Consider the following 25359-nt stretch of genomic DNA (forward strand, 5'->3'; position numbering starts at 1 on the left):
CCGCTCTTTCTGTTTGGCGATTCAATTTTACATCTGCACCAGTTCACACACGGCTTCCACATGCGCTGTCTGCGGAAACATATCAAACGGTTCAATCCCGGCAACCCGATACCCGCTCTTCAACAACTGCGCACAATCTTTGGCCAACGTCGCTGGATTGCAAGAAACATATACCACGCGCGGCACCTTTGTCCGCATCAGAGCCTGCAACAAAGGCTGTCCCAATCCGGTCCGTGGCGGGTCTACCACGATAACATCCGGCCGCAATCCTTCTTTGATCCACTTGGGCAAAAGCGTTTCCGCCGCACCCACGTAATATTCGGCATGGGCGATACCGTTTAATTTGGCATTCTCCTTGGCATCGGCAACGGCTTCAGGCACCGTATCCATGCCGATGACACGCTTCGCTTCAGAAGCCAACCACAAGCCGATGGTTCCCGCTCCGCAATAGGCGTCAATCACGGTTTCTGTCCCTGTCAGGCGAGCCGCTCGTTTGACCGCGTCATACAGCCGGACGGTCTGGGCGGGATTCAGCTGAAAGAAGGCCCGGGCGGATAACGCAAACGTCAATTCTCCCAATCGTTCAATCAGCTTCTCATTCCCCCACAACAGCCGGGATTCCTCTCCAAAAACAAGTGAGGTTTTATCTGGATTGTGGTTCAGCACTACGCTTTTCACTTGAGGTAGCCGTCGGGTCACTTCACGCACAAAAGCTTCTTCTTCGGGAAATGATTTCGTCCGGGTGACCAACACCAACTGGATTTCTTCCGTGGCGAAAGCAATCCGCCCTACCAGATGCCTGAGTGTGCCGCGATGTTTCCGCTCATCATAGATATCCACCCCCAACTCCTCCACCAGTCGCTTGGCTTCGTAGAGGGCTTCGTTCAGCTTGGGATGTTGCACCATGCATGCACTCGCATCAACCAATTGGTGGGAAGCGGCGGAAAACATGCCCATGGAGACTTGACCGCCCACACGCCGCAAAGGAAATTGCGCCTTGTTGCGATACGACCACGGTTCATCCATCGTGACAGTCTCGCTGATCGGCACATCTCGCAAACCAGCGTACCTGGCGAAACTCTCGGCAACCAACTCCCGCTTCAAGCGCTTCTGCATCCGGCGGTCAATGTGCTGCAATTGGCACCCACCGCACTCCCGATACACCGGACACGGCGGTTCCACCCGATAAGCCGATTTTTTCTTCACTTTTAATAGTTGGGCTTTGGCAAATTTGGGTTCCACTTGTACCACGCGGGCGACCACGATTTCACCCGGTACAGCGCCTTCCACAAAAACCACTTGCTTTTGGTAGTGGCCTATGCCCTCGCCATTGATGCCGATGCGGCGGATGGGAAGCTGGATCACCTCCCCCCGCTTCAAGCGAATCTGTTTTGCTTGCTTGGTTGACTTGTTCATCTGCCGTTTTCCTTTCCTTAATAAATGCGCTTATCCTATTGTACCCGAAACAATTTGAAAACGCAGGTCTGACGGCAGGTGATCCCTAAAAAAAGACGGCCATTAGTGGCCGCCAGACTAACTAAAAAACCGAAAGCTTGAATTCTGCCTGTTCACTGGTCGCCCGCCGCTTTAGCCAACGGCACCGCCTTAGAGCCCCATGGAACTCCTCCGCCCACAACGGGACGGTTTGCGTGCCAAGTCACTGCCAAGCTCCGCTCACGCAACAAGCGGTCCGCTTGCCCTCGCTCCCATCCGTTGGCGATCAACGCTAACCACGTCGTTTCCCCCTCTTGCGCCGCCTTCCATGCCTGCACCGATAGATCCGCCCGCTCCAGGTGCCCGACCACTTGGCCAGCCGATGCTTGCGCGGACGGAAAAGACAAGAGATGAAAGCGCGAGCCGTCTCCATCCGCACTCTCCAATAACAATGCGCGGGGAGCCGCTTTGCCGGAGGTCTGTCCCGTCAACCGCCACAAGTTGCACAAATCCTCCACCACAGCGCTGGCGGTCGGCTTCTCACCCGCCCCCTGGCCGATCAGCGTAAGATCCTGAACAAAGTCCCCCTCCACATGCACGGCATTGTACACATCGTTCACATTGGACAAGGGATGGGACAGCGGCAACAGGGTCGGGGATACCGAGCAGGACACTGGGCCGTTTTCACCATATTGTTCAGCAGAAGCGAGCAATTTAACCGCAAAACCAAGTTGATCGGCCAAGTCCAATTCGATCGGGGAGACCTGCGTGATGCCCACCCGCTGAATTTGATCGACAGGCACATGCACATCAAAAGCGAGGCGCGAGAGAATCGACAGTTTATGGGCAACATCAATCCCCTCGACATCTGCCGTCGGGTCCGCTTCAGCGTATCCCTTTTGTTGCGCTTCTATCAATATGTCCTCATACGTACGACCTTCGTCCTTCATTTTGGTTAAAATGAAGTTGGTTGTACCGTTCAATATTCCCGAAACTTTACATATGCGATTGGCCTTCAGGAAATGGGATACCGTACCGATAATCGGAATTCCGCCGCCCACACTGGCTTCATAAGCCAACTTCACACCAAACCGCTTTGCCCATGAGCGCAATTCTTCCCCATGGCGGGCCAACAACTCCTTGTTGGCGGACACAACGTGACAACCGTTTTCCATTGCCCGCCGCAAATAATCACGGGTAGGTTCGACGCCTCCCATCACTTCGATGACCACATCTACCTCGCGGGCCAGTACTTCGTCAAAACTGGTGGTCAACAACGATTGCGTTCCTTCCACTTGGCGTTCTTTGGTGATATCGCGCACCAAGATGGCCTCCACCGTTACCCACATGCCCGTGCGCCGGGCGATCACGTCTTGGTTGCTTTGAATCATCTTCCACACGCCGGTGCCTACCGTTCCCAAGCCCAACAGTGCCACTCGCACCTGTTCCATCCCAATCCCTCCAAATGATTGTGTTTGAATATAGAAAAAACCCTCTTCTAGATAAGAAGAGGGTTTTTGCACACGACGAAACCATTCTTCTTATCTCTCAGTGCTACATGTGCACTGCAGGATTTGGCACCTTCCGGTATGATATACCGAGGTTGCCGGGCTTCATCGGGCCAGTCCCTCCGCCACTCTGGATAAGAAAATCGTACAACCGATATCGTTTTTCCAATATTTTTATTTATTATGGGCTAACCGAGGATACTTGTCAATCATTAAAAAGAAAATGTCATTCCACAATCGTGTTGCGTAACAATCCCAACCGTTCGATCTCCAACTCTACCACATCTCCTGGTTGGAGATAAGGATGGACTTCCTCACCTAACTCCAACAAGCAGCCTGTGCCCACCGTGCCCGATCCGATCACGTCTCCAGGTACCAATTCGCACTCAGCAGACGCTCGTTCAATCATTTGCGCGAAGGTCCAATGCAAATCTTTGGTATTCCCTTTGGATAGCTCACGGCCATTGACACGCGCGCGCATCGTAAGCGACCAGCGCTCTCCGGCGCGGCAGTCTTCCAATTCATCTGTTGTCACCAACCAGGGGCCGAGCGACGTGGCGAAGTCTTTCCCTTTCGCCGGCCCAAGCCCGACCGCCACCTCTTGCAGTTGGGCGTCGCGGGCACTCCAATCATTCATGATCATGAAGCCAGCGATATGGGCAAGAGCTTCTTCGCGCTTGATGTTCTTTCCCCTTTTGCCGATGACGCAGGCAATCTCCAATTCATAGTCAAGCTGATTGGTGTACGCCGGTTTCTTCACAGGCGCTTCCGGGCCAATCACTGCCTGATGGTTGGAAAAATAAAAAACGGGGATTTCATACCACTGCGGTACCATGCCCAATCCCCGCTTTTGGCGGCATGTCCGTACATGTTCTTCAAATGCGTAGAAATCGCGCAGGCTACTCGGCGTCGCGATCGGCGCAAATAGATCCACTTCCGCCAAAGCTAATGCCACCGGTTCCCCTTCCACTTGCAAGCGCAACCAATCTCTCTGCCCCAGTGCTTGATCCAATCGTTGCAGAAAGTCGCGCTCCTGTTCGCCCCGTTGCAAAAACGTAAGCATGTCGGTGGCGAGACGATAAGGAAAGACGAGGTTTTGCTCCAACTCCATGCACTGCTGTGCCAGCCCGACATCGATCACATGCCCGTCCCGCACCCAGCCCAAACGGGCCAGCATCCCATCCTGTGATTGAATATTGAGTTCATCCGCTTTGACCATATAAGTAACCAACTTCATCCACTTTCCCTCCCCTCCTTTTTACAATATTCCAACTTTGAATCGTTTAGCAAGCGGCGAAATGATTCATCCCACCGCGAATAAAAAAACAGACTTCATTACAAAGTCTGCAAAATGGGAGCTTTGGCATTGCATGTCTCTTTGACGATTCTCTGACACGCGTCTGATGACATCAGCACCCCAAACCGTTCGCGCATCCGCCCCAATTGCAACGGCGAATCAAGCAGTTTGGAGACTTGCAGGCGAATGGTTGACGGACGCGTAATCATGGCGACGCGATGGTGCAAGAGATATTGCTGATTAGCTTCTTCCTGACCCGGGAAAGCTTCGAACAACAGCATCGGCAACTGTTTAGCAATCGCTTCAGTGATGGTCACCCCACCCGGCTTGGTGATCAAAAGGTCGGCAGCGGACATCCATATGGGTACATCGGTGCGGTACCCTTCAATCCGTATGTGCGGTGCGACAAACTGCCGGGTCAGCCGCTCAAACAATCCCTGATTCTTCCCTGTCAGCACCACCAACTGCAAATGGTCCAACTCTTGCAATTCGCCCACAACTTGTTCCAACGGTCCCAGGCCAGTGCCTCCGCCCATGACGAGCACCACCGGGCGCACGGGGGACAACCCCAACCGGCGGCACGCCTCTTGCTTGGATACATGCTCATAAAATGTGGGATTGACCGGAATGCCGGTCTCAATCAATGACAACCCGGTTTGCCACTGTATCCGCTCAAACTGATGCCAATTGGGCAATTTTTTGGGCACGCACAACACATGGGGCACGCGAGCGAGCCAAATGGGATGCAACTCATAATCCGTCACCACCCCAACCGTCGGGATCTCTTCGTAGATGTCCGGACACATGAGCAATCCGAAAGGATGGGTGGTCACAATTTTGGTTGGCTCCGTCACGCGAATCAGCTGATTCAACCTTTTGCGAATGGACCAACCCATCTTTTCAATCACTTCACTAGAAACGTACCGAATGACTTTGTTATGGTGAGTCCAATCATATAAATAATAGTATAAGGTCGGAAACTTACTTAGCATGCCGTGATATCCGGACTGCAACAGTGGATGAAAACTGTTTGGAATGAGTTGCAGCAGATCAACAACTTCCGCAGTGACGTTCGATTGTTTATTAAACTCGCACGCCAACGCTTTGGCGGCGGAGTTGTGGCCTGTCCCAAATCCCATTGTAAGCAAGAGTATGCGTTCGATGGCACTCCCCTCCTTAACCCATCTTCCCCATTATAGCGCGCTCATTTAGCGCATATATATGAATCTGTTGATTTCTTTACTAATCTTAACCAACTGTTCATACAGATTTGCCCTCATTTCCGGTTGTGAGCCAACGAGGCCTCGGCCATGCGCACCAGTTCTTTAACCATGCTTCCTCCGATGGCTCCGCCGATCTTGCCGGCGTCCTCAGCCTTCAGCTCTCCGTTCCCCCGCTCCTGAAACGGAATGCCTAATTGCTTGGCTACTTCCATACTTACGTCATCTGGGCTTGCGATATGCTTGCCCAACGCCTTGCCCATCACATTCTTCTTAAGCAAATCCATTCCCTGTCTGGCTGCGGGATTGAGCAACCGTTTTTTTCTTTTACGCGCCATCACATCCCCTCCTTGTTGGATAGTCTGCGACAACACCTTGGCAAATATAAGGGGTGAACTTTTTTTATTCTACACTTTTTGTTCACAGGGCGCAAAAGCGCACACTTCGCCCCGGAATGCCGCCAAAGCAAAAAAAGCGCAACCCCATAACGGGTTGCGCTCCCCCATTATCCGCGCGCGGCGAGATAACGTTTGTTTACTTCTTCCCAGTTGACCACATTCCAGAAAGCCTCGATGTAAGCCGGACGCTTGTTTTGGTATTTGAGGTAGTAAGCGTGCTCCCATACGTCCAGGCCCAAGATCGGTGTGGCCCCTTCCATCAGCGGGCTGTCTTGGTTAGGGGTGCTGGTCACAGCTAGCTTGCCATCTTTCACAACCAACCAAGCCCAACCGCTACCGAAGCGCTTGGTCGCCGCATCGGTGAATTGTTTCTTGAAGCTGTCGAAATCGCCGAAGGTATCTTTGATCGCTTGAGCTACTTCACCGGTCGGTTCACCGCCGCCATTTGGGCTCAAGATTTCCCAGAACAGGCTGTGGTTAGCGTGGCCACCACCGTTGTTACGAACAGCAGTGCGCACGTTTTCTGGCAGTGCATCCAGGTTGGAGATCAATGCTTCCACGGAAGTAGCGCTCACTTCCACCCCTTCCAGAGCGGCGTTCAAGTTGTTCACATATGTGGCATGATGGCGGTCATGGTGGATTTCCATGGTTTGCGCGTCAATGTGCGGCTCCAAAGCGTCAAAAGCGTAAGGCAATGCGAGCAGTTCGAATTTCGCCATTCCAGAACCCTCCTATGTAATATGTCCACACTCCTATTCCCCACTCAAGGGGAGAAGAGCTGCTATCATGATTGCGTCTCAATTTTTATTATGCAAAAAATCGGTGATGTTAGTCAACGAACTCACCCAAAAACTTATTTTTCTTAAGTGAACACCTTCATCAATTCGGTCACATCGTCCAGAATGTAATCCGCCCCCAGTTGCTCAAACTTGGCCCGCGCCGCCTGCCCGGTTAAACCTGTCAATGTGGCCGCAAAAGCGCAACCCATTTTTCTGGCTGCCAAAAAGTCAGCGACGGAATCCCCCACGATCAAGATCTCAGCACCTTCTGCCAGCGGCAAAGCGCAATCGAGACACGCTTCTATGGAGGCCGACGTCCCTAAAAGAGCCTTAATATACGTATATGGTTCGGGTTTGCCGAGCGGTGCCTTTTCAGGATGGGCTTCCTCTGCGGCGATCACGTCTGATGCTGTGGCGATGTGCGACTCATCGAACAATCCGAATAGCCCCAGCTCTTTCAGCGGCACTGCCGTTTCTTCAAAGGTGCGCCCTGTTCCGATGCCCACGGTAATCCCTTTCTCTTTGAGCCGCTTGAGCGTCTCCCCCATCCGTTCAGGGGCGGCAATGGGAATTTCCTGTTGCAAAAATCCTACTTTTCCGGGCATACGCACATCGACACCTTCGCTTTTCCGGTACAATTCATCCCCCAGATACCACTCCTGATAAACGGAGTAACAGCATTCCCACAAGGCGCTGTTGCGTGAAAACTGCTTCACTTCTACACCAAACCACTCAGAGGCTAACTCGTTGAAATAAGTGAGCAAAGCCATCTTGTCCAAATGCTCTTGCCCTGCGAAAAGCTCCGGGAACCGAGCAAACTCTGGCGTGAAACCATTCTTATCTTCGCCTGCCCACTGCTGGATTCCGACAAGGGCTTCTTCCGTGATCGGCTGGCTGACAAAAGCCTTCACTTCCGTCGGATGCGCTGGATACAGATGTTTCAACAACAAGAGCAGCTGACCCGCAAAAGCGAGATATACCATGTCCCAATTGGAATTAAGCCCCCGTGTCTTCATCCAGTCCAAGACCCGATTGCGGTCGAACACCTGGTCCCGGATCAGCCGAATGGCGGATTCTTCCAGTTGAACATCATGCTCCGCTTGCGGCAACGCAAGGAAGTGGGGGGCATGCAACAATTCCCACACCGACAGAGCCGAAGCATCAAAACACCGCTCTTCACTCAAAAACACACCATCCACATCAAACAAAACCGTCTTATACACCGCAAAACCCTCCCCCAAAGTGATGGCATTCGCTTTTACCTTGCCGTTGGTTATGAGATTGATGTTACCATCAATCCGCCGCCGACTTCTAGCCTTTATCGCATTAATTCTTTATTAAAATGATGTCACACGCCATAAATCCACTTCCTACCAGCAGCACAGGCATCACTATCTGACAAGTAGAAGTCAAGTTAATGATCTTACGATTATTTTTAAATATTTTTGATTATATAGTCTTCACAGGGAATTTGACATGAAGTATGATCGAAATAGAGGCATTTGTCAAATTTTGCCCGTCGCGAAAGGCTTTTTATTTAAAGGGAGGGGAACATATTGTTCCATAGAAAGATACTTTTTAACATGGCCTTGATTGCCATCATCGCCTTAATGGCCACATTGATCATTCCACAACACAGCTTCGCGGCTTCAACTGACTACAAAATCGAAATTAACAAAAAAACGAACAAACTCTACTTATACAAAAATGGAAAAGTGAGCAAGGTGTACCCCGTGGCAACTGGGCGAACCAGCCAACTCACACCTGAAGGCACTTGGCCCGTGGTGGTCAAAATCAACAAGCCGGGCTGGAAAAACATCCCTGGTGGTCATCCCGACAATCCACTCGGGGAGCGTTGGAATGGCATCAGCGTCCGCGGCGACAACGGCCGCACCTATGGCATTCACGGGACAAACAATCCCCAATCAATTGGCAAACATGCCTCCAGCGGTTGCGTCCGGATGCACAACAAAGACGTGATTGAATTGTATAACACCATTTATGAAGGGACTCCGGTTTGGATTCACTCCGGGACCAGCAACAACCAATGGCGTGGAGACAGCCGCGTCGGACTCAAACCCAAATCAGGGACAGCCACGATCACGGGTAGCAATGTCAACGCCCGTTCAGGCCCATCAACCGGTTCCTTCGTCATACAAACCCTAGCAAAAGGCACCCGCTTGGCGGTCACCGGCATTTCTGGCGATTGGTATCAAGTGAAATTGGCCAATGGGCGCCTCGCATTTGTGTACAGTCCCTATGTGAAATATGAGGCCAAGGGGAGCAACCCACCCCCGGCATCCGGCATCCAACCGGCCACAGGGCAAGTGACGGTGACGGCTTCGGTCGCCAATGTCCGGTCCGCTCCAAGCCTATCCGCTTCCATTGTCACCAAAGCGAAAAAAGGCACCAAATTTACTTTGACCGGAACCAGCAAGGAATGGTTCCGCATCAAATTGTCTAATGGCAACACCGCATATCTGCACCACACGGTGGCCACCCGAAGCACAGCCTCCACTTCCACCGTAAAAGTGAGTGTCAATCTCGCCAATATCCGCGCCACGCCTTCTACTTCCGGCAAGGTGCTGCAACGCGTGGCCAAGGGCACGACACTGACCAAGACGGGCATGTCGGGAGAGTGGGTACAAATCCGACTGAAAAGCGGAAGCACAGCATACATCCATCATTCTTGTGTTTCCTGAAAGTGCATAACCGCGACGGTCTTTAATGGCGCTTACGGGCGCCATATTTTGTTAATCAATAATTCATATTTTAGCTAAAATATACTTCCCCGTTCGCTTCCTTTTCCTTGTATAGTAAAAAAAGACAAGCCTGCAAATGGCTTGTCCTCATGAACACATGAAGGGGAAGCCGTCTGTTCGCATTTAGAAAAGAGAGTAAATCACAAATACATTGAAAAACATAAACAAAGAGAGGTGAAACCCACCTGCTCGTCATCTGGCCCGCAGGTGGGAAGAGTTACGGGTAGACATCTGAAATGGTTCGTCCCCACACTTGTTGCCATCGCCGTCGTGTTCGGGTTCTACTACACGACGTCTGGGGCCGCACCCAATTACCAAGTAGAGATCGACAAAACCAACAATAAGTTACATTTGTATAAAGACGGTGAATTGAAAAAAACCTATCCGGTCGCTACCGGACGGACGGAAGAACTCACACCTGAAGGCACATTCACCATGGTCGTAAAGATCAACAAGCCAGGCTGGAAAAACATTCCTGGCGGCGACCCAAACAATCCCATCGGAGAAAAATGGATGGGTCTGAGCGTCAACGGCGACAATGGCCGGACTTACGGCATTCACGGCACCAACAAGCCTGAGTCCATCGGCACGCACGCTTCCAGCGGTTGTGTGCGCATGAAAAAAGAAGACTTGATTGAATTGTACAATACCATTCCTGAAGGAACGCCCGTATGGATTCACAAAGGCGCTTCCAATGGCAAATGGTCAGGCGACCCCTCGTTCGCTGTACAACCAACTGAAGGGAAAGTAAAAGTCACCGTCAATTTGGCCAATGTACGTACCGGTCCATCGATTGGTGCTTTTATCATCCAACAGGAGAAAACCGGCATCGTCTTGGAGTTGACCGGCTTCGTCAAAGATTGGTACCAGGTAAAACTGGAAAACGGGAAGATTGGTTTCATCCACAACTCGACCGTCACCAAAGTTTCCGGTCAACCAAGCGAAACACCAACTTCTTCGTTTGTCTCCAAAAGCGGAACCGTGGTCACCACTGAAAACGTGGTCAACATTCGTTCCAACCCTTCACTGAGTGCACCGATCGTGCAAAAAGTAAAACAAGGAACCAAAATCGCGCTGACCGGGGAGAACAAAGATTGGTTCCGGGTTCAACTGACAACTGGCTACACAGCGTATGTCCATAAATCGGTCGCCAAAATCTCCGCACCAGCACCGGTGCAAAAGCAAATGGTGACCGTCACGGTGAACTTGGCCAACATTCGCAATGCCCCTTCACAAAAAGCAACCATTATCATGCGGGTGGCCAAAGGCACCAAACTGGAACGCACTGGCACAAACGGCGAATGGTTTATTGTGAAGTTAAAAGACGGACGCACTGGATTCATTCACAATTCCGTCGCCAAATAACTGTTCCCCTTCAAATAACAAAGGAGCCCATAATCGGGCTCCTTTTCGTTTTTCTGCAAAGCAAGAGTTGATTTTGTATTCCCTCTTTATTAAATCGCCAACATCCGATCCAACGCCACTTTAGACCAATGCTTGGTTTCATCATCCACTTCGATCACATGAATGGGACGACCTTCTAATACGCTGTCCAACGCCCACAAAAGATGAGGACGGTCGATGCGGTTCATAGTGAGGCAAGGGCACATCGTCGTGCTTAACAGCACCACTTTCTTGTCCGGATTCTCATTGGCCAACCGTTGCACCAAATTGACTTCCGTTCCCACAGCCCATTTGCTCCCCGCTGGAGACGCTTCAATCGTTTTGATGATGTACTCCGTCGATCCTGAGTCATCAGCCATTTGCACCACATCAAACGAACATTCCGGATGCACGATCACTTTCATCTCTGGGTCCCGCTCACGAATGCGTTTAATTTGATCAACAGTAAATTTCTGATGCACAGAGCAATGGCCCTTCCACAAAATCATCCGCGTTTGCTCCAGATCGCCTTTCACTTCTTCAAATTCGACCGTTTGCGGGTTCCAAACCACCATCTGCTCCAACGGGATGCCCATCGCATACGCCGTGTTACGGCCCAGATGTTGATCAGGCAAAAAGAGAATTCGCTTTTTCTGGCTGAAAGCCCACTCCAGCACCTTGTGGGCATTGGAAGAAGTGCATGTGGTTCCACCATGTTTGCCGACAAACGCTTTAATCGCGGCAGTGGAATTGACATATGTCAGCGGAATAATCGTGTCACCGAACCGCTCTTGCAAGATCTCCCACGCCTCTTCCAAGTCTTCAATGTCAGCCATGTCGGCCATCGAACATCCCGCTCGCAAATCGGGCAAAATGACGATTTGATGATCTTGTGCCAATGTGTCAGCCGTCTCAGCCATAAAATGTACTCCACAGAAAATGATTGTTTTGGCCTCTTTCTGCTCCGCGCCGATCCGCGCCAACTTCAACGAATCCCCACGGTAATCAGCAAACTTGATCACATCATCCCGTTGATAATGATGGCCCAAAATCACGAGATCCCGCCCCAGTTGCTGCTTAGCGCGAGCGATGCGTTCATCCAGCTCCTGGCTGGACATATTGCGGTAAACTTCGGGCAACTCCGCGTCCAAATAGGTGAGCGTGTCAATAGACATTATTCATCCCCCGTTTCATCTTCAAAATCCAAACTGATATCCAGTGAAGAGACAGAGTGTGTGAGCCAGCCCAAAGACACCGCATCCACCCCGGTCTCCGCAATCGGGCGGATCGTCTCGGGAGTGATGCCTCCGGACGCTTCCGTCCACACGCGTCCATCAATCAACTTCACAGCCTGGCGCATGGTATCCAGATCCATATTGTCCAACAAGATCGCATCGACATCGAACGCCAATATCTGTTTCACTTGCTCCAGTGTGTCGGCCTCTACTTCAATTTGCACCATGTGTCCGACCCGTTCGCGCACACGCTTGATGGCTTCTTCCAAACTTCCGGCCATGGCGATGTGGTTATCCTTGATCATCACCCCGTGGCTCAAACCAAAACGGTGATTGACGCCGCCTCCAACACGAACCGCGTATTTCTCCAGCTGGCGCATCCCCGGCGTCGTCTTGCGCGTATCCAGCACACGGCATGAAAGCCCTTCCAGCTTATTGACCAGCTCACGGGTAACAGTTGCGATGCCCGACATGCGCTGCATCAGGTTGAGCGCAACCCGCTCCCCGGTCAAAATAGCGCGGGTGCTTCCCGTGATCCGCGCGATCACCGTTCCTTTGTCCACCTCCGCCCCTTCTTCAACCAAGGGAGTCCACTCACAGGCGGGGTCCAATTCTTTAAACACTTGTTCGGCGACCGGCAGCCCGGCCACAACCCCCTGTTGCTTGACAAGAAGCACGCAGGTGCTGCGGTGCCCTTCCGGAACGAGTGCTTCCGTCGTCAAATCACCGGCGCCGATATCTTCGTTCAAAACTTCACGAATAAACTGCTTTAAATAAATTGGATTCATCTTCCATGCTCCCTATATCACCAAATGTTTATGAGACCACTCTAACCGAGTTTCCGGAAAATCGCGCCGGTAGTGGCCGCCGCGGCTTTCCTCACGCATGCACGCCGCTTTCATAATAATTTGTGCAGTTATTAACATATTTCTCGTTTCAAGCATCCCATCTTCCACTTGTTCCGCCACCTTATCCAGTAGGGATAGCCCTTTGCGCAAACCTTCATCCGTTCTTACAATTCCTGCATAGTCCCACATGATCTGCCGTATGGATTGTTTTAACTTTTCTTCAGATTGCTTATCATTGCACAAAGTCGGGATAGAAAAATCGGGCACATCCTCAACTGCTTGCTCCGCCAAGGAAGACAGCTTATCTGCCACCCGTTGCGCAAACACGGCGCCTTCCAACAAGGAGTTGCTCGCTAAGCGGTTCGCCCCGTGAACACCCGTGCAGGCAACTTCTCCGCACGCGAACAGGCGTGGCAACGATGTTTGTCCGTGCAAATCCGTTTGAATCCCACCCATGATGAAATGAGCCGCTGGGGTTACAGGAATGAGGTTTGTTTCAGGATCGATTCCGTGTTCGCGCGCTTGCCGGTAGATCTTCGGAAAGCGTTTCTCAAACCGCTCTCCCAGAACTCGGGCATCGAGGAAAACCTTTCTTCCTGCTTTCATCTCCGTATAAATCGCGCGGGACACTACATCGCGCGGGGCCAAATCCTTCCAGGTGTGATAACGCTCCATAAACGCTTCACCCCGGTCATTCACCAAATGCGCGCCTTCTCCACGTACCGCTTCCGAAACCAAAAACATCGGATTTTGCTCTATCGCTAGCGCTGTCGGATGAAACTGTACAAATTCCATGTCCATCAATTTAACGCCGGCGCGATGAGCCATCGCAAAACCATCACCGGTGGACACCAGATCGTTCGTTGTATAGCGGTACAACTGTCCACAACCGCCCGTGGCCAAAACCACCCCTTTGCGCGCCAGGTAAGCGATAGGTTCACGGCCTTCATCGAGCGCGGTGACCCCAAGGCAGACTCCCCCATGCACAATCAGATCCGCCACCATGGTGTGTGTCATGATTTCAATCCGCTCATGAGCTTGCACCTGCTTCAACAAGCTGTCTGTGATGCCCGCCCCCGTCGAGTCCCCACCGACATGCAAGATGCGCGAAACGCTATGGGAGCCTTCCCGCCCCAAAGCAAATTGCGCCCCTTCCTGGTCAAACGGAGTACCCCATCCCGACAGCAGTTGAATGGTTTGGGGAGCCATCTCTACCAGAACGTCGACCGATTGTGGAATACATAATTCAACCCCGGTGCGCAAGGTGTCTTGTCTATGCAATTCAGGAGAATCCCCTTCGCCAATGGCGGCCGCGATCCCTCCCTGGGCCCGGAAAGAATTGCTTTCTTGCTCACGCGATTTGGTCAGCACAATCACACGACCTGATTCCCCAAGAGAAAGAGCCGTAGTCAAGCCTGCGATTCCGCTTCCCACCACAACATAATCGGTCACTAATCGGGTCATTTTTGATTAATCCTTTCACGAAATCTTAACATTTTTATTTTCTCAGGAAAATGACGAATGTCAACCTTTATTTTAAGCGACTTCATTGTGAACAGATTGGAAATGAAGGTCTTCAACTAAGCGTTTTCCGTTATAATGAATGAAGAAAGGAAAGAAAGAGCGGAGGCACAACTAATGAAACCGATTTACCTTGATTACGGGGCAACCAGCCCTGTGCGCCCCGAAGCGCTAGAGGCAATGCTACCTTTCTTTAGCCAAGCTTATGGTAATTCCGGCAGCATCCATGATTTCGGCCAGCAAAGCCGCGAGGCAATTGAAACGGCCCGAAAACAGGTAGCCCAAGCAATCGGGGCATCCACTGCGCGTGAAATCATTTTCACCAGCAGCGGAACCGAGTCAAACAATCTCGCCTTGATCGGCGCCGCCCGCAAACGGAAAGCCTTCGGCAACCATATTGTCACATCATCCGTGGAACATCCATCGGTCTTGGAAGCCTGCCGTTTTTTGGAACGGGAAGGGTTTGAAGTTACTTATGTGCCGGTGGATTCCAATGGGTTGGTGAAGCTGGATCAATTAAAACAGGCGCTCACCGACCGCACCATTCTCGTTAGCGTCATGGCTGCCAACAATGAAGTGGGAACCCTACAACCCATCCGCGAAATTGGGCAATTACTGAAGGATTCTCCTATATTGTTTCATACTGACGCCGTTCAATACTTTGGCAAGGTTCCTTTTTCTGTCATCGAGTTGGGCGTCGATCTCCTTTCCCTCGGTTCGCACAAAGTGTACGGACCAAAAGGAGCTGGAGCCCTGTTTATAAAAAAAGGGGTGCGGATTGAACCCCTGCTTCACGGCGGCGGACAGGAGCGCGGCATGCGTGCCAGCACACTAAACACGCCGGCCATCGTCGGATTCGGCGCAGCTTGCCAACTTATCTCACAGGAAGTGGCTGATGAGCAGGCGCGCCTCACCGCACTACGCGATCATTGCTGGCGGCGGATCCAGTCGGAAATCGGCGATGTGGATTTAAACGGACACCCCAGCGACCGCTTACCCAACAACTTGAATTTAAGTTTTCATGGTGTGGAGGGGCAAGCGATTCTCTTGGAACTGAATCGTAAACAAATCTACGTGTCAAGCGGTTCCGCCTGCAGCGCTGGCAAGCACGCCGCCTCACATGTGTTACTCGCCATGGGCAAAAGCTTGGACACCGCGTTCCAAAGCTTGCGAATCACCTTTGGCAAAGACACGACCCTAGAACTGATCGACCGATTCGTTGACGAGTTGAAAGAAGTCATGCATTATCTGCGTTCCTTATCTCCCCAAGAACACTAACAATCTGGAGGCTCGACTTCATTGCGGACGATGATAAATTGGATTATTCGGCTAGCTGGCGGATTGATTGTGTCCACCTTGCTGTGGATTGCTTTCATCTATTATCAGTTGCAAAATTACGCAGAACCCGATCAGGTTTACCTGATGGGCACCCCATTCGCTTATGGGTTTGTCTTCTTGTTCTTGTGTGGCGTCGTCTTCTTTGTCATCGCTTTTTTCCGGATGCGGCAACACCCACAGAAACTGCGGCGAACCTTTTTGGTCTTCGCCTCCTTGTATTTGGTAGCCAGCCCGTTGGTCATATTGGCCTTTGACAACTATCTGTTGGTGACTCCCAAAGGGATTGCCTATAACACCTTGTTCAGTTTGGACGATGCCAAAGTGAAACGCTGGCGCGATATCGATCAAGTCGTGCTGGATTACGATTACGAGCGGTTGCCGTTTAATGACGACCGTCATTTGCGGTTAAAATACATGGTCTATTTCAAAGACAACACCATGATCGACTTGAACGGTTACAACTCCCCTTTATACAAGCAAACGGAGTTTGAAGCACTTCACCGTACGATCCTCAATAACAAGATTCGGGTGAAAACGATGCGGCCTCTTCCTCCAGACGTCACACCAGACAGCTTTATCTATAAAATGTATCATGCCAAATAACGCAACCCCCCGACCTGAAATGGGCCGGGGGGTTTGTTATCAGCGCGCCAATTCGTAAATTGCTTGGGCATATATTGCCGTAGACCGCCATAAATCTTCCAGCAGGATGTGTTCATCCCGTTGATGGGCTGTCTCTTCACTGCCTGGGAACAACGGGCCGAAAGCAACTCCCGTCTTGAGCGCCCGTGCAAACGTGCCGCCGCCGATGGCCAGGATTTCGGCCTTTTCTCCTGTCTGATCTTCGTAGACCTTGGCCAGCGTTTGAATCAATGGATGGTTGCGCTCTACGTGATGCAACGGTTTGTGATCCACATTGTCGATGGTGAAGCCATAGGCCGACATTTTGTCAGTAATAGTCCGCAAGATGGATTCAGAATCCCCCCCGAGCGGATACCGGACGTTGATGCGGAGCGACTGGCGCCCGTCGTGGACATGTTCAAACACGCCCGCATTTACAGTCAGTTTGCCTAAGACTTCCTCTTCTTGGGCAATACCTAATCCCTCGCCAAAATACCCGTCAACGAGCAGGTCATTCAGCATGTCAACAAAGTTCCGCCCCGATGGATCAAGCGGAACGCGCCCCAGCAAGCGAGCCATTTCCAATGCAGCATTCAACCCTTTATGCGGTTCGGAACCATGATGGGATTGCCCTTGGATCACAATCGACACACCATCGTTGTTTTCTTCCGCGTAACCTTGAATCCGATGTGTCAACAGAAAGTCTTGCACTTTCTCTTTTAATTCGAACACATCGCCCTCACCAACCAATTTGACCACCGCTTGATCAGGAACCATGTTAACCCGCTGGCCTGACTTGAATTCAGCCAGTGTCCAATAATCCCCGTCGACTGGTCGCCCCTGTCCGTTCCCAGTGAGCAGAATATCCAACAACCCCTTTTCAGAGGCGATGATCGGAAAATCAGCATCCGGCGAAAATCCCATTGTCGGCATCTCTTCACGCGCAAAATAAGCCTTCATGTCCCGCCACTTCGATTCTTCGTCAGTACCGATGATCAACCGCACGCGCTTTGAGAGGGGCAAGCCCAATTCTTTAACGATTTTCAAGGCGTAGTAAGCAGCCATGGTCGGCCCTTTGTCATCGATTGCGCCACGAGCATAAAGCTTGCCATCGCGCACTTCCGGTTCGTAAGGAGGGGAAGTCCACCCTTCGCCTGCCGGAACGACATCGATATGGGAAATCAAACCGATCAGTTCTTCGCCTTCACCGTATTCGATGTGACCTGCATACCCATCCACATTTTTGGTGATGAACCCGTCTTTCTCCCCCAACCGCATCATATATTCCAACGCCTCGGCAATTTTTTGCCCAAATGGCGCCTTCTCCCCCGTTGTGGATTCATCGAGCACGCTTTCAATTCTAAGCAACCCGTCCAGATCTTTTAATAAATCTTCTTTGCGTTTTTCCACTTCGTCCAACCAGCGAATCTCACTCATCGGTCATTCCTCCTGCTTTTGTTCAGTCTCTATTTCCGCGATGATGTATACATACCGTTGCTATGTTCTTTGCGAACCTCCCCACCCTGCAATGGGGAGCCAGTAAGCCGCCCTCTTAAGGCGTTCACCTGCAAGATAAGGGGTAGGTAACCCCCCGCTCATTGAAGTTTGACTGCTTTTACTATACCATGCGGCCAAACATTCGACCAAATTTTTTTAAAATCAAACAATCCATAAATAGCAGGAACACCGCGCCACTCCTGTGCCACGTTCCCGAACCGGATAAAAAAGCCATGTCAATTTATCAAAAAAGGGCCGAATATTAAAAATATGATTTTGTTGCAAAAAAATGATTGCAATCTCTCTAAGATGATGTTATATTTAAACCTGTCTTCACCACTACCATTCATGCGGACGTGGCGGAATTGGCAGACGCGCAAGATTCAGGTTCTTGTGGCCGCAAGGCTGTGGGGGTTCAAGTCCCTTCGTCCGCACCAACCAAATATGTGCCCTTAGCTCAGCTGGATAGAGCGTCTGACTACGGATCAGAAGGTCGGGAGTTCGAATCTTCCAGGGCACGCCAATCAAAACCCAGTGGATTTCCACTGGGTTTTTTTCGCATTTCTTTGCCACGAGGCCCTTTCCCTAACACACGGTAAACCTCACCATTTACATAAAGCTCCCCTGACAAACGAAAAAAGCTTACGCCCATCCGATTAACAAACGGAACGCAAGCTTTGTCATCTTAGCCTTCTAATACTTTGAAGATGGTGTAAAACACATAGCCCATCAAGGCTGTAACTGGCAATGTCAAAATCCAAGCATACACAATCTTGGTAGCGACACTCCAGCGGACGCTACGTACCCGTTCCGCAGCACCCACGCCCATGATGGCACCCGTGATGGTGTGCGTGGTGCTCACCGGAATCCCGATTTTCGCCACTGTCGCCAACAACAGTGCAGCTCCCGTCTCAGCAGCAAAACCTTGCGGTGTTTCCAAGCGACTCAGACGCGAGCCAATGGTGTGGATGATTTTCCGACCGCCCATCGCTGTACCCAAACCCATGGCGAGCCCGGCTGCGATCTTCACCCAATCGGGCACATACAGCTCGGTATGGGAGCCATACGCAACCAATGCCATCGCGATGATCCCCATCGCCTTTTGGGCGTCGGCTGCACCATGGCTGAACGCCATGAACGCGGAAGAAAAGATCTGCAACGGCTTAAACGTTCTTTTCACCTTGGAACGAGGGATATTGCTGAATAACGCACGAATGAGTTTAATGAGACCAGCCCCAACCAACGCACCCAACACCGGTGAAATCAGCAAAGCGACCAATATCATCAGGATACCGTGAGTTTGCAGAATCGCAGTACCTTTATAAGCGACGGCGGCGCCAATCAAGCTCCCGATCAAGGCATGGGACGAACTCGTCGGCAACCCCAGCATCACCGTAATGATATTCCACAAGATGACCGCCAACAACGCCGACAGTAGCACAATCAATGTCACGTGATTTGGATCGACAATATCCTTCCCGATCGCTTTCGCCACTTCCGTCGAAAAAAAAGCCCCCGCTATGTTGAGCAAGGCAGCCATCAGAATCGCCATCGCCGGAGAAAGTGTTCGTGTCCCCACAACAGTGGCAATGGCGTTAGCCGTATCATGCCATCCATTGGTGAAGTCGAACACGAGGGCCAATGCGACGACGGCGACTAAAACCCAAAATGGATCAAGCATACTTCATGACCACACTTTCCATGATGTCCATCACATCTTCAAAAGCATCCGTTACATCTTCCAGTTTCTCATAAATCTCTTTCATTTTGATGAGATGAACCACATCCACCGGATCGGCAAACAACTCCATGATGCCTTCGCGCATCAACCGGTCGCCCTCATTCTCAAGCAAGTTAATCTCGATGGAAATCTTGCGGATCAACTCATAGTCGCGCTTTTCCAAAGCGATGAAAGCATCATGGAGATGGCGGGCGCTCTTCTCCAAGATCTCTCCAAACTTGATCAGGCAGGAATTGGTTTTATCCACCTGCATATAAACAAAGCGAGCCGCGCAGGCTTCCACGCCGTCAATGACGTCATCCAGCGTATAGGCCAGCTTGAGGATATCTTCATGGTCTAATGGCGTAACAAAGGTTTGATTCAACTCTCTGATGAGCTGATGTGTGTAATCGTCCCCTTTGTCTTCCAGTTCTTTCAGGCGTTCCGCATAGGCTTCCTTTTCTTCCAGCGTCTCCACATTTTCACGGAAAAGCTGGACGGCCTCCGCGATGTTGGTGGTTGCATCGACCATTATTTTGAAAAAAAGGCGGTCTTTTGAGCGGTTAAACAGCACGTTCAATTCCTCCTAGTTAACCATTATTTAACCAAAAATAATCATAGACTTAACAAATGGGATTGAACAGAGTTTGGACGCACATTTAACCATATATTAATTTCGCCTTTACAAAAAATTAATATACCAATTTACACCATTCCGCCGCCCAGTGCTACCAAAGCCGCCACCACAATGATTCCGGCAACAATCCAATCCCACTTGCGCATGCTCTGCTCCTGCCCTCGTCGCACCCAGAGATACAGCACCATGCCCACCGCGTACACAACGGAAACCATCAACAGATAAGTCAGGCCAGCGGCATAAAGCGTCCATAGCGAATAGCCTGTAGCCAACGCGCCGATCAAAAGATCTCTTGTTCTCCGTCCATCCTTTAGGTAAGTTTCCCCCACCAAGGCCAATTTTACTTGGTACAAGGCTGACAATAGATATGGGATTAATATGGCAACACTGGCCATTGAATATACTTTTTGATAAGTGGACGCCGACACGTACACCAAACCGGTAAAGAGCAAAGTGATTCCCGTCGACCACCACAGCGATACCATCGGTGTACCTTGACGATTCACCTGGGCAAATCGGTCCGGAAACACGCCATCTTGCGCCGCCACATACGGAATCTCAACCGTCACCAAATACCAACTGAGCATGCCCCCCGAGATGGAAACCAGAAGGCCGATCACAATCAACACCGCCCCCCAGGGCCCCACGATCGCTTTCAATACATAGGCCATGGACGGTTCCGGCAATGCAGCCAGCTCAGATTGTGATAAAATCCCTGTAGACAGTACGGAAATCAGTAGATAAATTGCCAAAGTTCCCAGCAATCCCACAATGGTCGCTACACCCACGTCCTTTGCACGTTTAGCCCGACCCGACAAGACAATGGCACCCTCAATTCCTACGAAAGCCCACAAAGTGACCAACATCGTGTCTTTCACTTGTTGGCCGACCGACTGCCAAGAAAAGCTCCCCGAACCCCATAAGTCGGCCATGAACACGTCGCGCTTAAATGCCGCCGCTACAATGATTAAAAATATCAGGATCGGGATCAGCTTGGCCACCGTCGTCATGATATTGATAATGGCTGCTTCCTTGATCCCACGTGCCACCAACCAATGGAAAAACAACACAAACGCAATCCCTCCCACCAGGGAAGGCAGATTATCCCCCTGACCAAACAACGGAGAGAAAAAGCGAAGTGTCTGGAAAAACAAAGTCACAAACGCGACAATCCCCAAAATCGATGCAATCCAATAACCCCAAGCGCTACTAAAACCGATGAACGGACCAAATCCGGCCCTAGCATAGCTGTAGATACCTCCGCTCAACTCCCGCTTCCGCAAAGAAAGATTTCGAAAAACCATCGCCAGCGCTAACATGCCCAAGCCGGTGATCACCCAAGCCAAGATGACCGGACCGCTTCCCGCTGCAGCCGCCATGTCACTTGGCAAATTGAAGGCGGCGCCGCCGACGATGGTCCCCACGACCGCCGCCATCAAAGAGAATAAGCCCAATTGTTTCTGTTTCATTTTCTCCACTCCTAAAACGCATGTTCTTTCTGTACATTGTATCACTATTGTTTGATGATACACTAATACATTAGTATGGTAAAGTCTTATAGTAATAAAAAAGGTTGGGATATGTTTCCACACCCCAACCTTTGATCTATGCATGCACATTGGCAGACAAATAGGTTCCTTCTATTTGCAAATACAGCAAATTCAATTCGCAGATGCGCTTGGACAACTCGTTCAATTCGTCGTTCAACCGCAAAAATTCCGTTTCATCCTCCGTATTTGCTAGTGCTTCATACCGTTGCAAATAGTCCTGCTCGATCTCCTTAATCCGTTCTGGGATATACGAACAGCACTCTTGGCATTTCAATTCAAATTCATCTTGCTTCTCTTGGGAAAGCTCTTCATATTCGACATAAAGAACGGGTCGAGCTAATCCCAGACGCTCATCATACACAAATGCAAATGGACACTCTGACATAACATTCAACCTCATTCGCTCTGCTGATTCGACAGGTCCGTCAGCCCGCCAGCCTCTTCCGCTTTTTTCTTCAGCAAATCCTCTTTTAACAGTTGCACGGCTTTATTCTGAAACTCTTCCTTTTTGCCGCCATCTTTTTCCCATTCATTCATCAAGCGGTGTGTCTCTTCTTGAAACTCGGAATCCAACAGGGAGTCTACTTCCCCATATCGATCTTCGGTGAATGTTTCAAGCTGTTGCCAGCGTTGGTCAATCCACGTATCGATTTCCGTCCATGTCTTTTTGTCAATTTTTCCTTCTTTCTTGATATACAAATTGGCCTCATTCAAACGCTGGTGCTCGGTTTCCACTTTCTTCTTCATCTTCTGATGATGTTTAGTCAGTTCTTTTTCGTCTTGGTGATGCGCATTGATCGCAGTTTGGAGTGCCCGGATCTGCCATGGATCGTTCAGTCGGTTCACCATCTGCACCCGTTCTTTTACGGCCTGCTTCAATTCTTTTTCATCCGTCACTGTTTGATAAGCGCCTCCCGTAACGGTGGACACTTCCCGCAATTGCCGCTCCGTTTCCGGTTCCACATCCAAACCGATCACATGAATGTTGGCCATGTACTCGCGATGCAACTGTTTAGCCGTTTGTACCGGGTCCCCGCCGCAATTCTCAAACCCATCGCTGATGATGAGTATATGGTTTTCCACGGTAGCCGGAGCCCCTTTTTGCATGTCATTGGAACTGCTACCCATGGCCAGCGCCAATGGGTTGTATCCGGCCGGATGAATTTGGCTCAGCGCTTTACGCAGTCTTTCTCGGTCCCATTTATCCCCGGCGTAAATTTTAGCTTGACTTCGGCATGACCGCTCTTTGTCCTTTTGCGCGCTGGTTCCCTCATGGCCGTACACTTTCACTTGCAACAGGGAGCGCTTCGGAGGCAAGGCAGCAGCCATTTGCTCAATGCTCTGTTTTGCACTGTCCATCTTGCTCTTGCTGTGATTCGACAACTGACTTTTCATGCTGCCGCTGGCGTCAAGCATGACGGACATGTTCATTTTCTTGGGCTGTTCAGGTGTAAGCGCTGAAGACGGCTTATCCTTGGAAGCGGAAGCAGGTGTCGGCTTGGGGTATTTGTGGCGCGCCGCCACCCAAACATCGACCATCTCTTCATAATCGGCTTCCTCTAGATTTTTGAAGCGATCCACATCGCTCCGGTAGTTCTCACCCACTAAACCCAATAAATAGGCATACGCCTTGTCATCGCTCAATCCTTTGGGCATCTGGTTCAAAGCTTGAACCACCTTACCCCGGTTGAACTTCTCGCCGGCGTACTCCCCTTTTCCTTCATCGTTTAAAATATCATTTAACTCCGTATGTGGAGCCGGGCTCTTGGGCAAATCCGATGTATCCTCTTGTCTCGGCATCTCTTCCGTCTCTTGCTTCTGAATATCGTCTACTGCCAGCTGTTCTACTTTTTCAACTTGGTTTCCAGTCGTATGCTGAATTTTTTCTATCACGGTGGCGCAACCGCTTAAGAAGAGGAAACTGCAGCAGAGGAGAGCCGATGGCAAGAAATCTTTTTTTGTGATTCGCATAAGCCCCTCCTTACTGAAAGTGGTTACATGATACTCATTTCTATGCCATTGCGCTTGTAAATAGCTTACTGGAACCACTTTGCTTTGACAACCGCTTTTAAGCCTGGCGTTTCGACAATCTTAGTACGATTTTTTAGCCAACTCCGTCACACCACATTCCTTACCAGCATGCCCACTTCAAAGACCGATCAACCGCTTGCCATGCTGGGTGGGCAACTGGCACCCCCTGTCCAACCCGTTCGTCAACCGATCAACGGTCTGTCTTCAGGATAACGGTAAGGCGGTTGTTTCTGACTGTGGGCGATAGCAAAAGCAATGGTGAGCGGCCCTAACCTACCGGCAAACATCGTGAGCAGAACGATCACTTTACCTGGCACTGACAGCGTCGGGGTCAATCCCATGGTCAAACCAACTGTGCCAAACGCGGAAACCGTCTCAAACCCAGCGGTCAACAGATCAGTTTGCTCAGTGATCGTCAACAGCATCGTATCCAAAATGACCAGCGTGGTCGCCGCCACAGTCACGGTAAGCGCTTTGTACACCAACCCGTGGGGAATGCGGCGCTTATATGCGATGACATCATCCCGTCCGCGGATCATCGACCAGACCGACAGCAGAATGGTAGCCAAGGTGGTCGTCTTGATTCCCCCGCCCGTGGAACTGGGGGAGGCCCCCACAAACATCAGCAACACAGTGAAAAACAATGTCGCTGAGTACATATCCCCCATGCTAAGTGTGTTGTAGCCGCCTGATCTCGGTGTAACAGAGTGAAAAAAAGATGCCATGATTTTTCCTTGAAACGACAACCCGCCCAAGGTTTTGGGATTGGCCCATTCCACCACCAAAATCACCAGCATACCCATAGCGATCAAGATTCCCGTCATGGTCAAAACAATCTTGGTATGTAAACTAATCCGTTTGGTCTTCCGATAATGAAGCAATTCTAAAATAACGACAAACCCGATCCCTCCCAAAATAACAAGGGAGGAAACAACCAGGTTTATCCACGGATCTTCAACATAATGGGTGATGCTACTGAACGCTTCCTTTTCCCCAAACAGATCAAACCCGGCACTATTAAATGAAGAAATGGAATGAAAAAGGGAGAAATAAAGCCCTTTTTCCAATCCGAATTCGGGAACGAAACGCACGCTCAACAATACAAATCCGATTCCTTCAATGATGAAGGTAATTTTGAGAACTTTCAACACGAGGTTGACTACCCCTTGCATGTTGAACTGGTTGAATGTCTCCCGCAACACCAACCGCTCCCGAAATCCGATTTTTTTGCCCACAAGATATGCGAAAAACGTGCCGAACGTCATAAAACCTAATCCGCCCACTTGAATGAGCAACAAGATGACCACTTCGCCAAAGGTGTTAAACGTTGTAGCTGTGTCAACCACCACTAGCCCAGTCACGCATACAGCCGAGGTGGCTGTAAACAATGCGTCAATAAAAGGCAATCCCTGTCCGGATTCTGTGGCCACCGGCAAAGATAACAAGCACGCCCCGATCAAAATCGTCACAGCAAACCCGAGCACCAAAATTTGTGTCGAAGTGAGCCTGCTCTGCAACAATTGTTTTTGATCCATATTTGCACATCCACCAATCTCTAATCAATCAGATCGTTTGCCTAC

The 25359-nt window shown here is 50.6% G+C and carries 21 protein-coding genes, 2 tRNA genes and 1 riboswitch; of the genes, 6 read left to right on the forward strand and 17 right to left on the reverse strand.

The genetic code is table 11. The annotated features are described in order from the left end of the window. Positions 1 to 27 precede the first annotated feature (27 nt). From rlmD to CLV36_RS02565, 7 genes are all read right to left on the reverse strand, one after another. Entirely contained in the window at positions 28 to 1416 is a 1389-nt protein-coding gene (gene rlmD / locus CLV36_RS02535) for a 23S rRNA (uracil(1939)-C(5))-methyltransferase RlmD (protein WP_106341638.1), read from the reverse strand. A gap of 152 nt (positions 1417 to 1568) precedes the next feature. Next, on the reverse strand, positions 1569 to 2885 hold the full coding sequence (locus tag CLV36_RS02540; protein WP_106341639.1) for a homoserine dehydrogenase: 1317 nt from the start codon (positions 2883 to 2885) through the stop codon (positions 1569 to 1571). An 87-nt stretch (positions 2886 to 2972) separates the two neighbouring features. Next, positions 2973 to 3083: riboswitch (SAM riboswitch) on the reverse strand. Positions 3084 to 3168: 85 nt separating this feature from the next. Next, a complete protein-coding gene (locus CLV36_RS02545; RefSeq protein ID WP_245888265.1) occupies positions 3169 to 4179 on the reverse strand; it encodes a fumarylacetoacetate hydrolase family protein in 1011 nt (336 codons plus the stop codon). Positions 4180 to 4277: 98 nt separating this feature from the next. Continuing rightward, positions 4278 to 5378: an MGDG synthase family glycosyltransferase gene (locus CLV36_RS02550; RefSeq protein ID WP_106341640.1), complete on the reverse strand. Its 1101-nt coding sequence runs from the start codon at positions 5376 to 5378 to the stop codon at positions 4278 to 4280. Between the two features lie 137 nt (positions 5379 to 5515). Then, positions 5516 to 5797, reverse strand: a complete 282-nt coding sequence (locus CLV36_RS02555) for a small, acid-soluble spore protein, alpha/beta type (protein WP_106341641.1) — start codon at positions 5795 to 5797, stop codon at positions 5516 to 5518. A gap of 167 nt (positions 5798 to 5964) precedes the next feature. Beyond that, a complete protein-coding gene (locus CLV36_RS02560; protein WP_106341642.1) occupies positions 5965 to 6576 on the reverse strand; it encodes a superoxide dismutase in 612 nt (203 codons plus the stop codon). Positions 6577 to 6719: 143 nt separating this feature from the next. After that, positions 6720 to 7859, reverse strand: coding sequence for an HAD family hydrolase (locus CLV36_RS02565; protein WP_106341643.1), 1140 nt, complete (start codon positions 7857 to 7859; stop codon positions 6720 to 6722). Between the two features lie 333 nt (positions 7860 to 8192). Here CLV36_RS02565 and CLV36_RS02570 point away from each other — a divergent pair, with 333 nt between their 5' ends. Both CLV36_RS02570 and CLV36_RS02575 read left to right on the forward strand, forming a co-directional pair. Further along, on the forward strand, positions 8193 to 9338 hold the full coding sequence (locus tag CLV36_RS02570) for an SH3 domain-containing protein (protein WP_146130579.1): 1146 nt from the start codon (positions 8193 to 8195) through the stop codon (positions 9336 to 9338). A 267-nt stretch (positions 9339 to 9605) separates the two neighbouring features. Next, positions 9606 to 10763 (forward strand): SH3 domain-containing protein, encoded by a 1158-nt coding sequence (locus tag CLV36_RS02575; protein WP_146130580.1) that lies wholly within the window; start codon positions 9606 to 9608, stop codon positions 10761 to 10763. Between the two features lie 89 nt (positions 10764 to 10852). On the opposite strand, the gene nadA is transcribed toward CLV36_RS02575, so the two are convergent. The 3 genes from nadA to CLV36_RS02590 are packed head-to-tail and all read right to left on the reverse strand — an operon-like array spanning position 10853 to position 14328. Beyond that, a complete protein-coding gene (nadA, locus tag CLV36_RS02580; protein WP_106341646.1) occupies positions 10853 to 11956 on the reverse strand; it encodes a quinolinate synthase NadA in 1104 nt (367 codons plus the stop codon). Next, a complete protein-coding gene (nadC, locus tag CLV36_RS02585; RefSeq protein WP_106341647.1) occupies positions 11956 to 12804 on the reverse strand; it encodes a carboxylating nicotinate-nucleotide diphosphorylase in 849 nt (282 codons plus the stop codon). Before nadC ends, nadA begins: the two co-directional genes overlap by 1 nt. Before the next feature lie 12 nt (positions 12805 to 12816). Next, a complete protein-coding gene (locus tag CLV36_RS02590) occupies positions 12817 to 14328 on the reverse strand; it encodes an L-aspartate oxidase (RefSeq protein WP_106341648.1) in 1512 nt (503 codons plus the stop codon). Between the two features lie 174 nt (positions 14329 to 14502). On the opposite strand from CLV36_RS02590, the gene CLV36_RS02595 reads away from it, so the two are divergent. Both CLV36_RS02595 and CLV36_RS02600 read left to right on the forward strand, forming a co-directional pair. Next, positions 14503 to 15663 carry a cysteine desulfurase family protein gene (locus CLV36_RS02595; protein WP_106341649.1) on the forward strand — a complete coding sequence of 387 codons (1161 nt, stop codon included), beginning with the start codon at positions 14503 to 14505 and terminating at the stop codon, positions 15661 to 15663. A gap of 21 nt (positions 15664 to 15684) precedes the next feature. Continuing rightward, the gene (locus CLV36_RS02600; protein ID WP_106341650.1) at positions 15685 to 16326 is read left to right on the forward strand and encodes an Asp23/Gls24 family envelope stress response protein; all 642 of its coding nucleotides are present in this window, start codon (positions 15685 to 15687) and stop codon (positions 16324 to 16326) included. 39 nt (positions 16327 to 16365) lie between these two features. Here the strand turns inward: CLV36_RS02600 and pepV are convergent, their stop codons facing one another. Further along, complete coding sequence (gene pepV / locus CLV36_RS02605; RefSeq protein WP_106341651.1) at positions 16366 to 17781, reverse strand: dipeptidase PepV; 1416 nt, start codon at positions 17779 to 17781, stop codon at positions 16366 to 16368. A 410-nt stretch (positions 17782 to 18191) separates the two neighbouring features. On the opposite strand from pepV, the gene CLV36_RS02610 reads away from it, so the two are divergent. Further along, positions 18192 to 18278, forward strand: a tRNA-Leu gene (locus CLV36_RS02610). A gap of 9 nt (positions 18279 to 18287) precedes the next feature. Next, positions 18288 to 18364, forward strand: a tRNA-Arg gene (locus CLV36_RS02615). Between the two features lie 162 nt (positions 18365 to 18526). Here the strand turns inward: CLV36_RS02615 and CLV36_RS02620 are convergent. From CLV36_RS02620 to CLV36_RS02645, 6 genes are all read right to left on the reverse strand, one after another. Next, complete coding sequence (locus tag CLV36_RS02620; protein ID WP_054095909.1) at positions 18527 to 19522, reverse strand: inorganic phosphate transporter; 996 nt, start codon at positions 19520 to 19522, stop codon at positions 18527 to 18529. Continuing rightward, positions 19515 to 20135 carry a DUF47 domain-containing protein gene (locus CLV36_RS02625; protein ID WP_054095908.1) on the reverse strand — a complete coding sequence of 207 codons (621 nt, stop codon included), beginning with the start codon at positions 20133 to 20135 and terminating at the stop codon, positions 19515 to 19517. The genes CLV36_RS02620 and CLV36_RS02625 overlap by 8 nt, the downstream gene beginning before the upstream one ends. Positions 20136 to 20266: 131 nt before the next feature. Continuing rightward, positions 20267 to 21667, reverse strand: coding sequence for a basic amino acid/polyamine antiporter (locus CLV36_RS02630; RefSeq protein WP_102993218.1), 1401 nt, complete (start codon positions 21665 to 21667; stop codon positions 20267 to 20269). Positions 21668 to 21803: 136 nt separating this feature from the next. Further along, entirely contained in the window at positions 21804 to 22133 is a 330-nt protein-coding gene (locus CLV36_RS02635; protein WP_102993219.1) for a hypothetical protein, read from the reverse strand. A gap of 11 nt (positions 22134 to 22144) precedes the next feature. Next, on the reverse strand, positions 22145 to 23719 hold the full coding sequence (locus CLV36_RS02640) for a vWA domain-containing protein (RefSeq protein ID WP_106341652.1): 1575 nt from the start codon (positions 23717 to 23719) through the stop codon (positions 22145 to 22147). A gap of 242 nt (positions 23720 to 23961) precedes the next feature. Beyond that, entirely contained in the window at positions 23962 to 25314 is a 1353-nt protein-coding gene (locus CLV36_RS02645; RefSeq protein WP_106341653.1) for a TrkH family potassium uptake protein, read from the reverse strand. Between the last annotated feature and the right edge of the window lie 45 nt (positions 25315 to 25359).

This window comes from Laceyella sediminis (assembly GCF_003003125.1).
Lineage (GTDB): Bacteria > Bacillota > Bacilli > Thermoactinomycetales > Thermoactinomycetaceae > Laceyella > Laceyella tengchongensis.

Coding starts and splice junctions, on each gene's coding strand:
- rlmD (WP_106341638.1), bottom strand. CDS start 1,416: ATGAACAAGTCAACCAAGCAAGCAAAACAGATTCGCTTGAAGCGGGGG.
- CLV36_RS02540 (WP_106341639.1), bottom strand. CDS start 2,885: ATGGAACAGGTGCGAGTGGCACTGTTGGGCTTGGGAACGGTAGGCACC.
- CLV36_RS02545 (WP_245888265.1), bottom strand. CDS start 4,179: ATGAAGTTGGTTACTTATATGGTCAAAGCGGATGAACTCAATATTCAA.
- CLV36_RS02550 (WP_106341640.1), bottom strand. CDS start 5,378: ATGGGATTTGGGACAGGCCACAACTCCGCCGCCAAAGCGTTGGCGTGC.
- CLV36_RS02555 (WP_106341641.1), bottom strand. CDS start 5,797: ATGGCGCGTAAAAGAAAAAAACGGTTGCTCAATCCCGCAGCCAGACAG.
- CLV36_RS02560 (WP_106341642.1), bottom strand. CDS start 6,576: ATGGCGAAATTCGAACTGCTCGCATTGCCTTACGCTTTTGACGCTTTG.
- nadA (WP_106341646.1), bottom strand. CDS start 11,956: ATGTCTATTGACACGCTCACCTATTTGGACGCGGAGTTGCCCGAAGTT.
- nadC (WP_106341647.1), bottom strand. CDS start 12,804: ATGAATCCAATTTATTTAAAGCAGTTTATTCGTGAAGTTTTGAACGAA.
- CLV36_RS02590 (WP_106341648.1), bottom strand. CDS start 14,328: ATGACCCGATTAGTGACCGATTATGTTGTGGTGGGAAGCGGAATCGCA.
- CLV36_RS02595 (WP_106341649.1), top strand. CDS start 14,503: ATGAAACCGATTTACCTTGATTACGGGGCAACCAGCCCTGTGCGCCCC.
- pepV (WP_106341651.1), bottom strand. CDS start 17,781: ATGAGTGAGATTCGCTGGTTGGACGAAGTGGAAAAACGCAAAGAAGAT.
- CLV36_RS02620 (WP_054095909.1), bottom strand. CDS start 19,522: ATGCTTGATCCATTTTGGGTTTTAGTCGCCGTCGTCGCATTGGCCCTC.
- CLV36_RS02630 (WP_102993218.1), bottom strand. CDS start 21,667: ATGAAACAGAAACAATTGGGCTTATTCTCTTTGATGGCGGCGGTCGTG.
- CLV36_RS02635 (WP_102993219.1), bottom strand. CDS start 22,133: ATGTCAGAGTGTCCATTTGCATTTGTGTATGATGAGCGTCTGGGATTA.
- CLV36_RS02640 (WP_106341652.1), bottom strand. CDS start 23,719: ATGCGAATCACAAAAAAAGATTTCTTGCCATCGGCTCTCCTCTGCTGC.
- CLV36_RS02645 (WP_106341653.1), bottom strand. CDS start 25,314: ATGGATCAAAAACAATTGTTGCAGAGCAGGCTCACTTCGACACAAATT.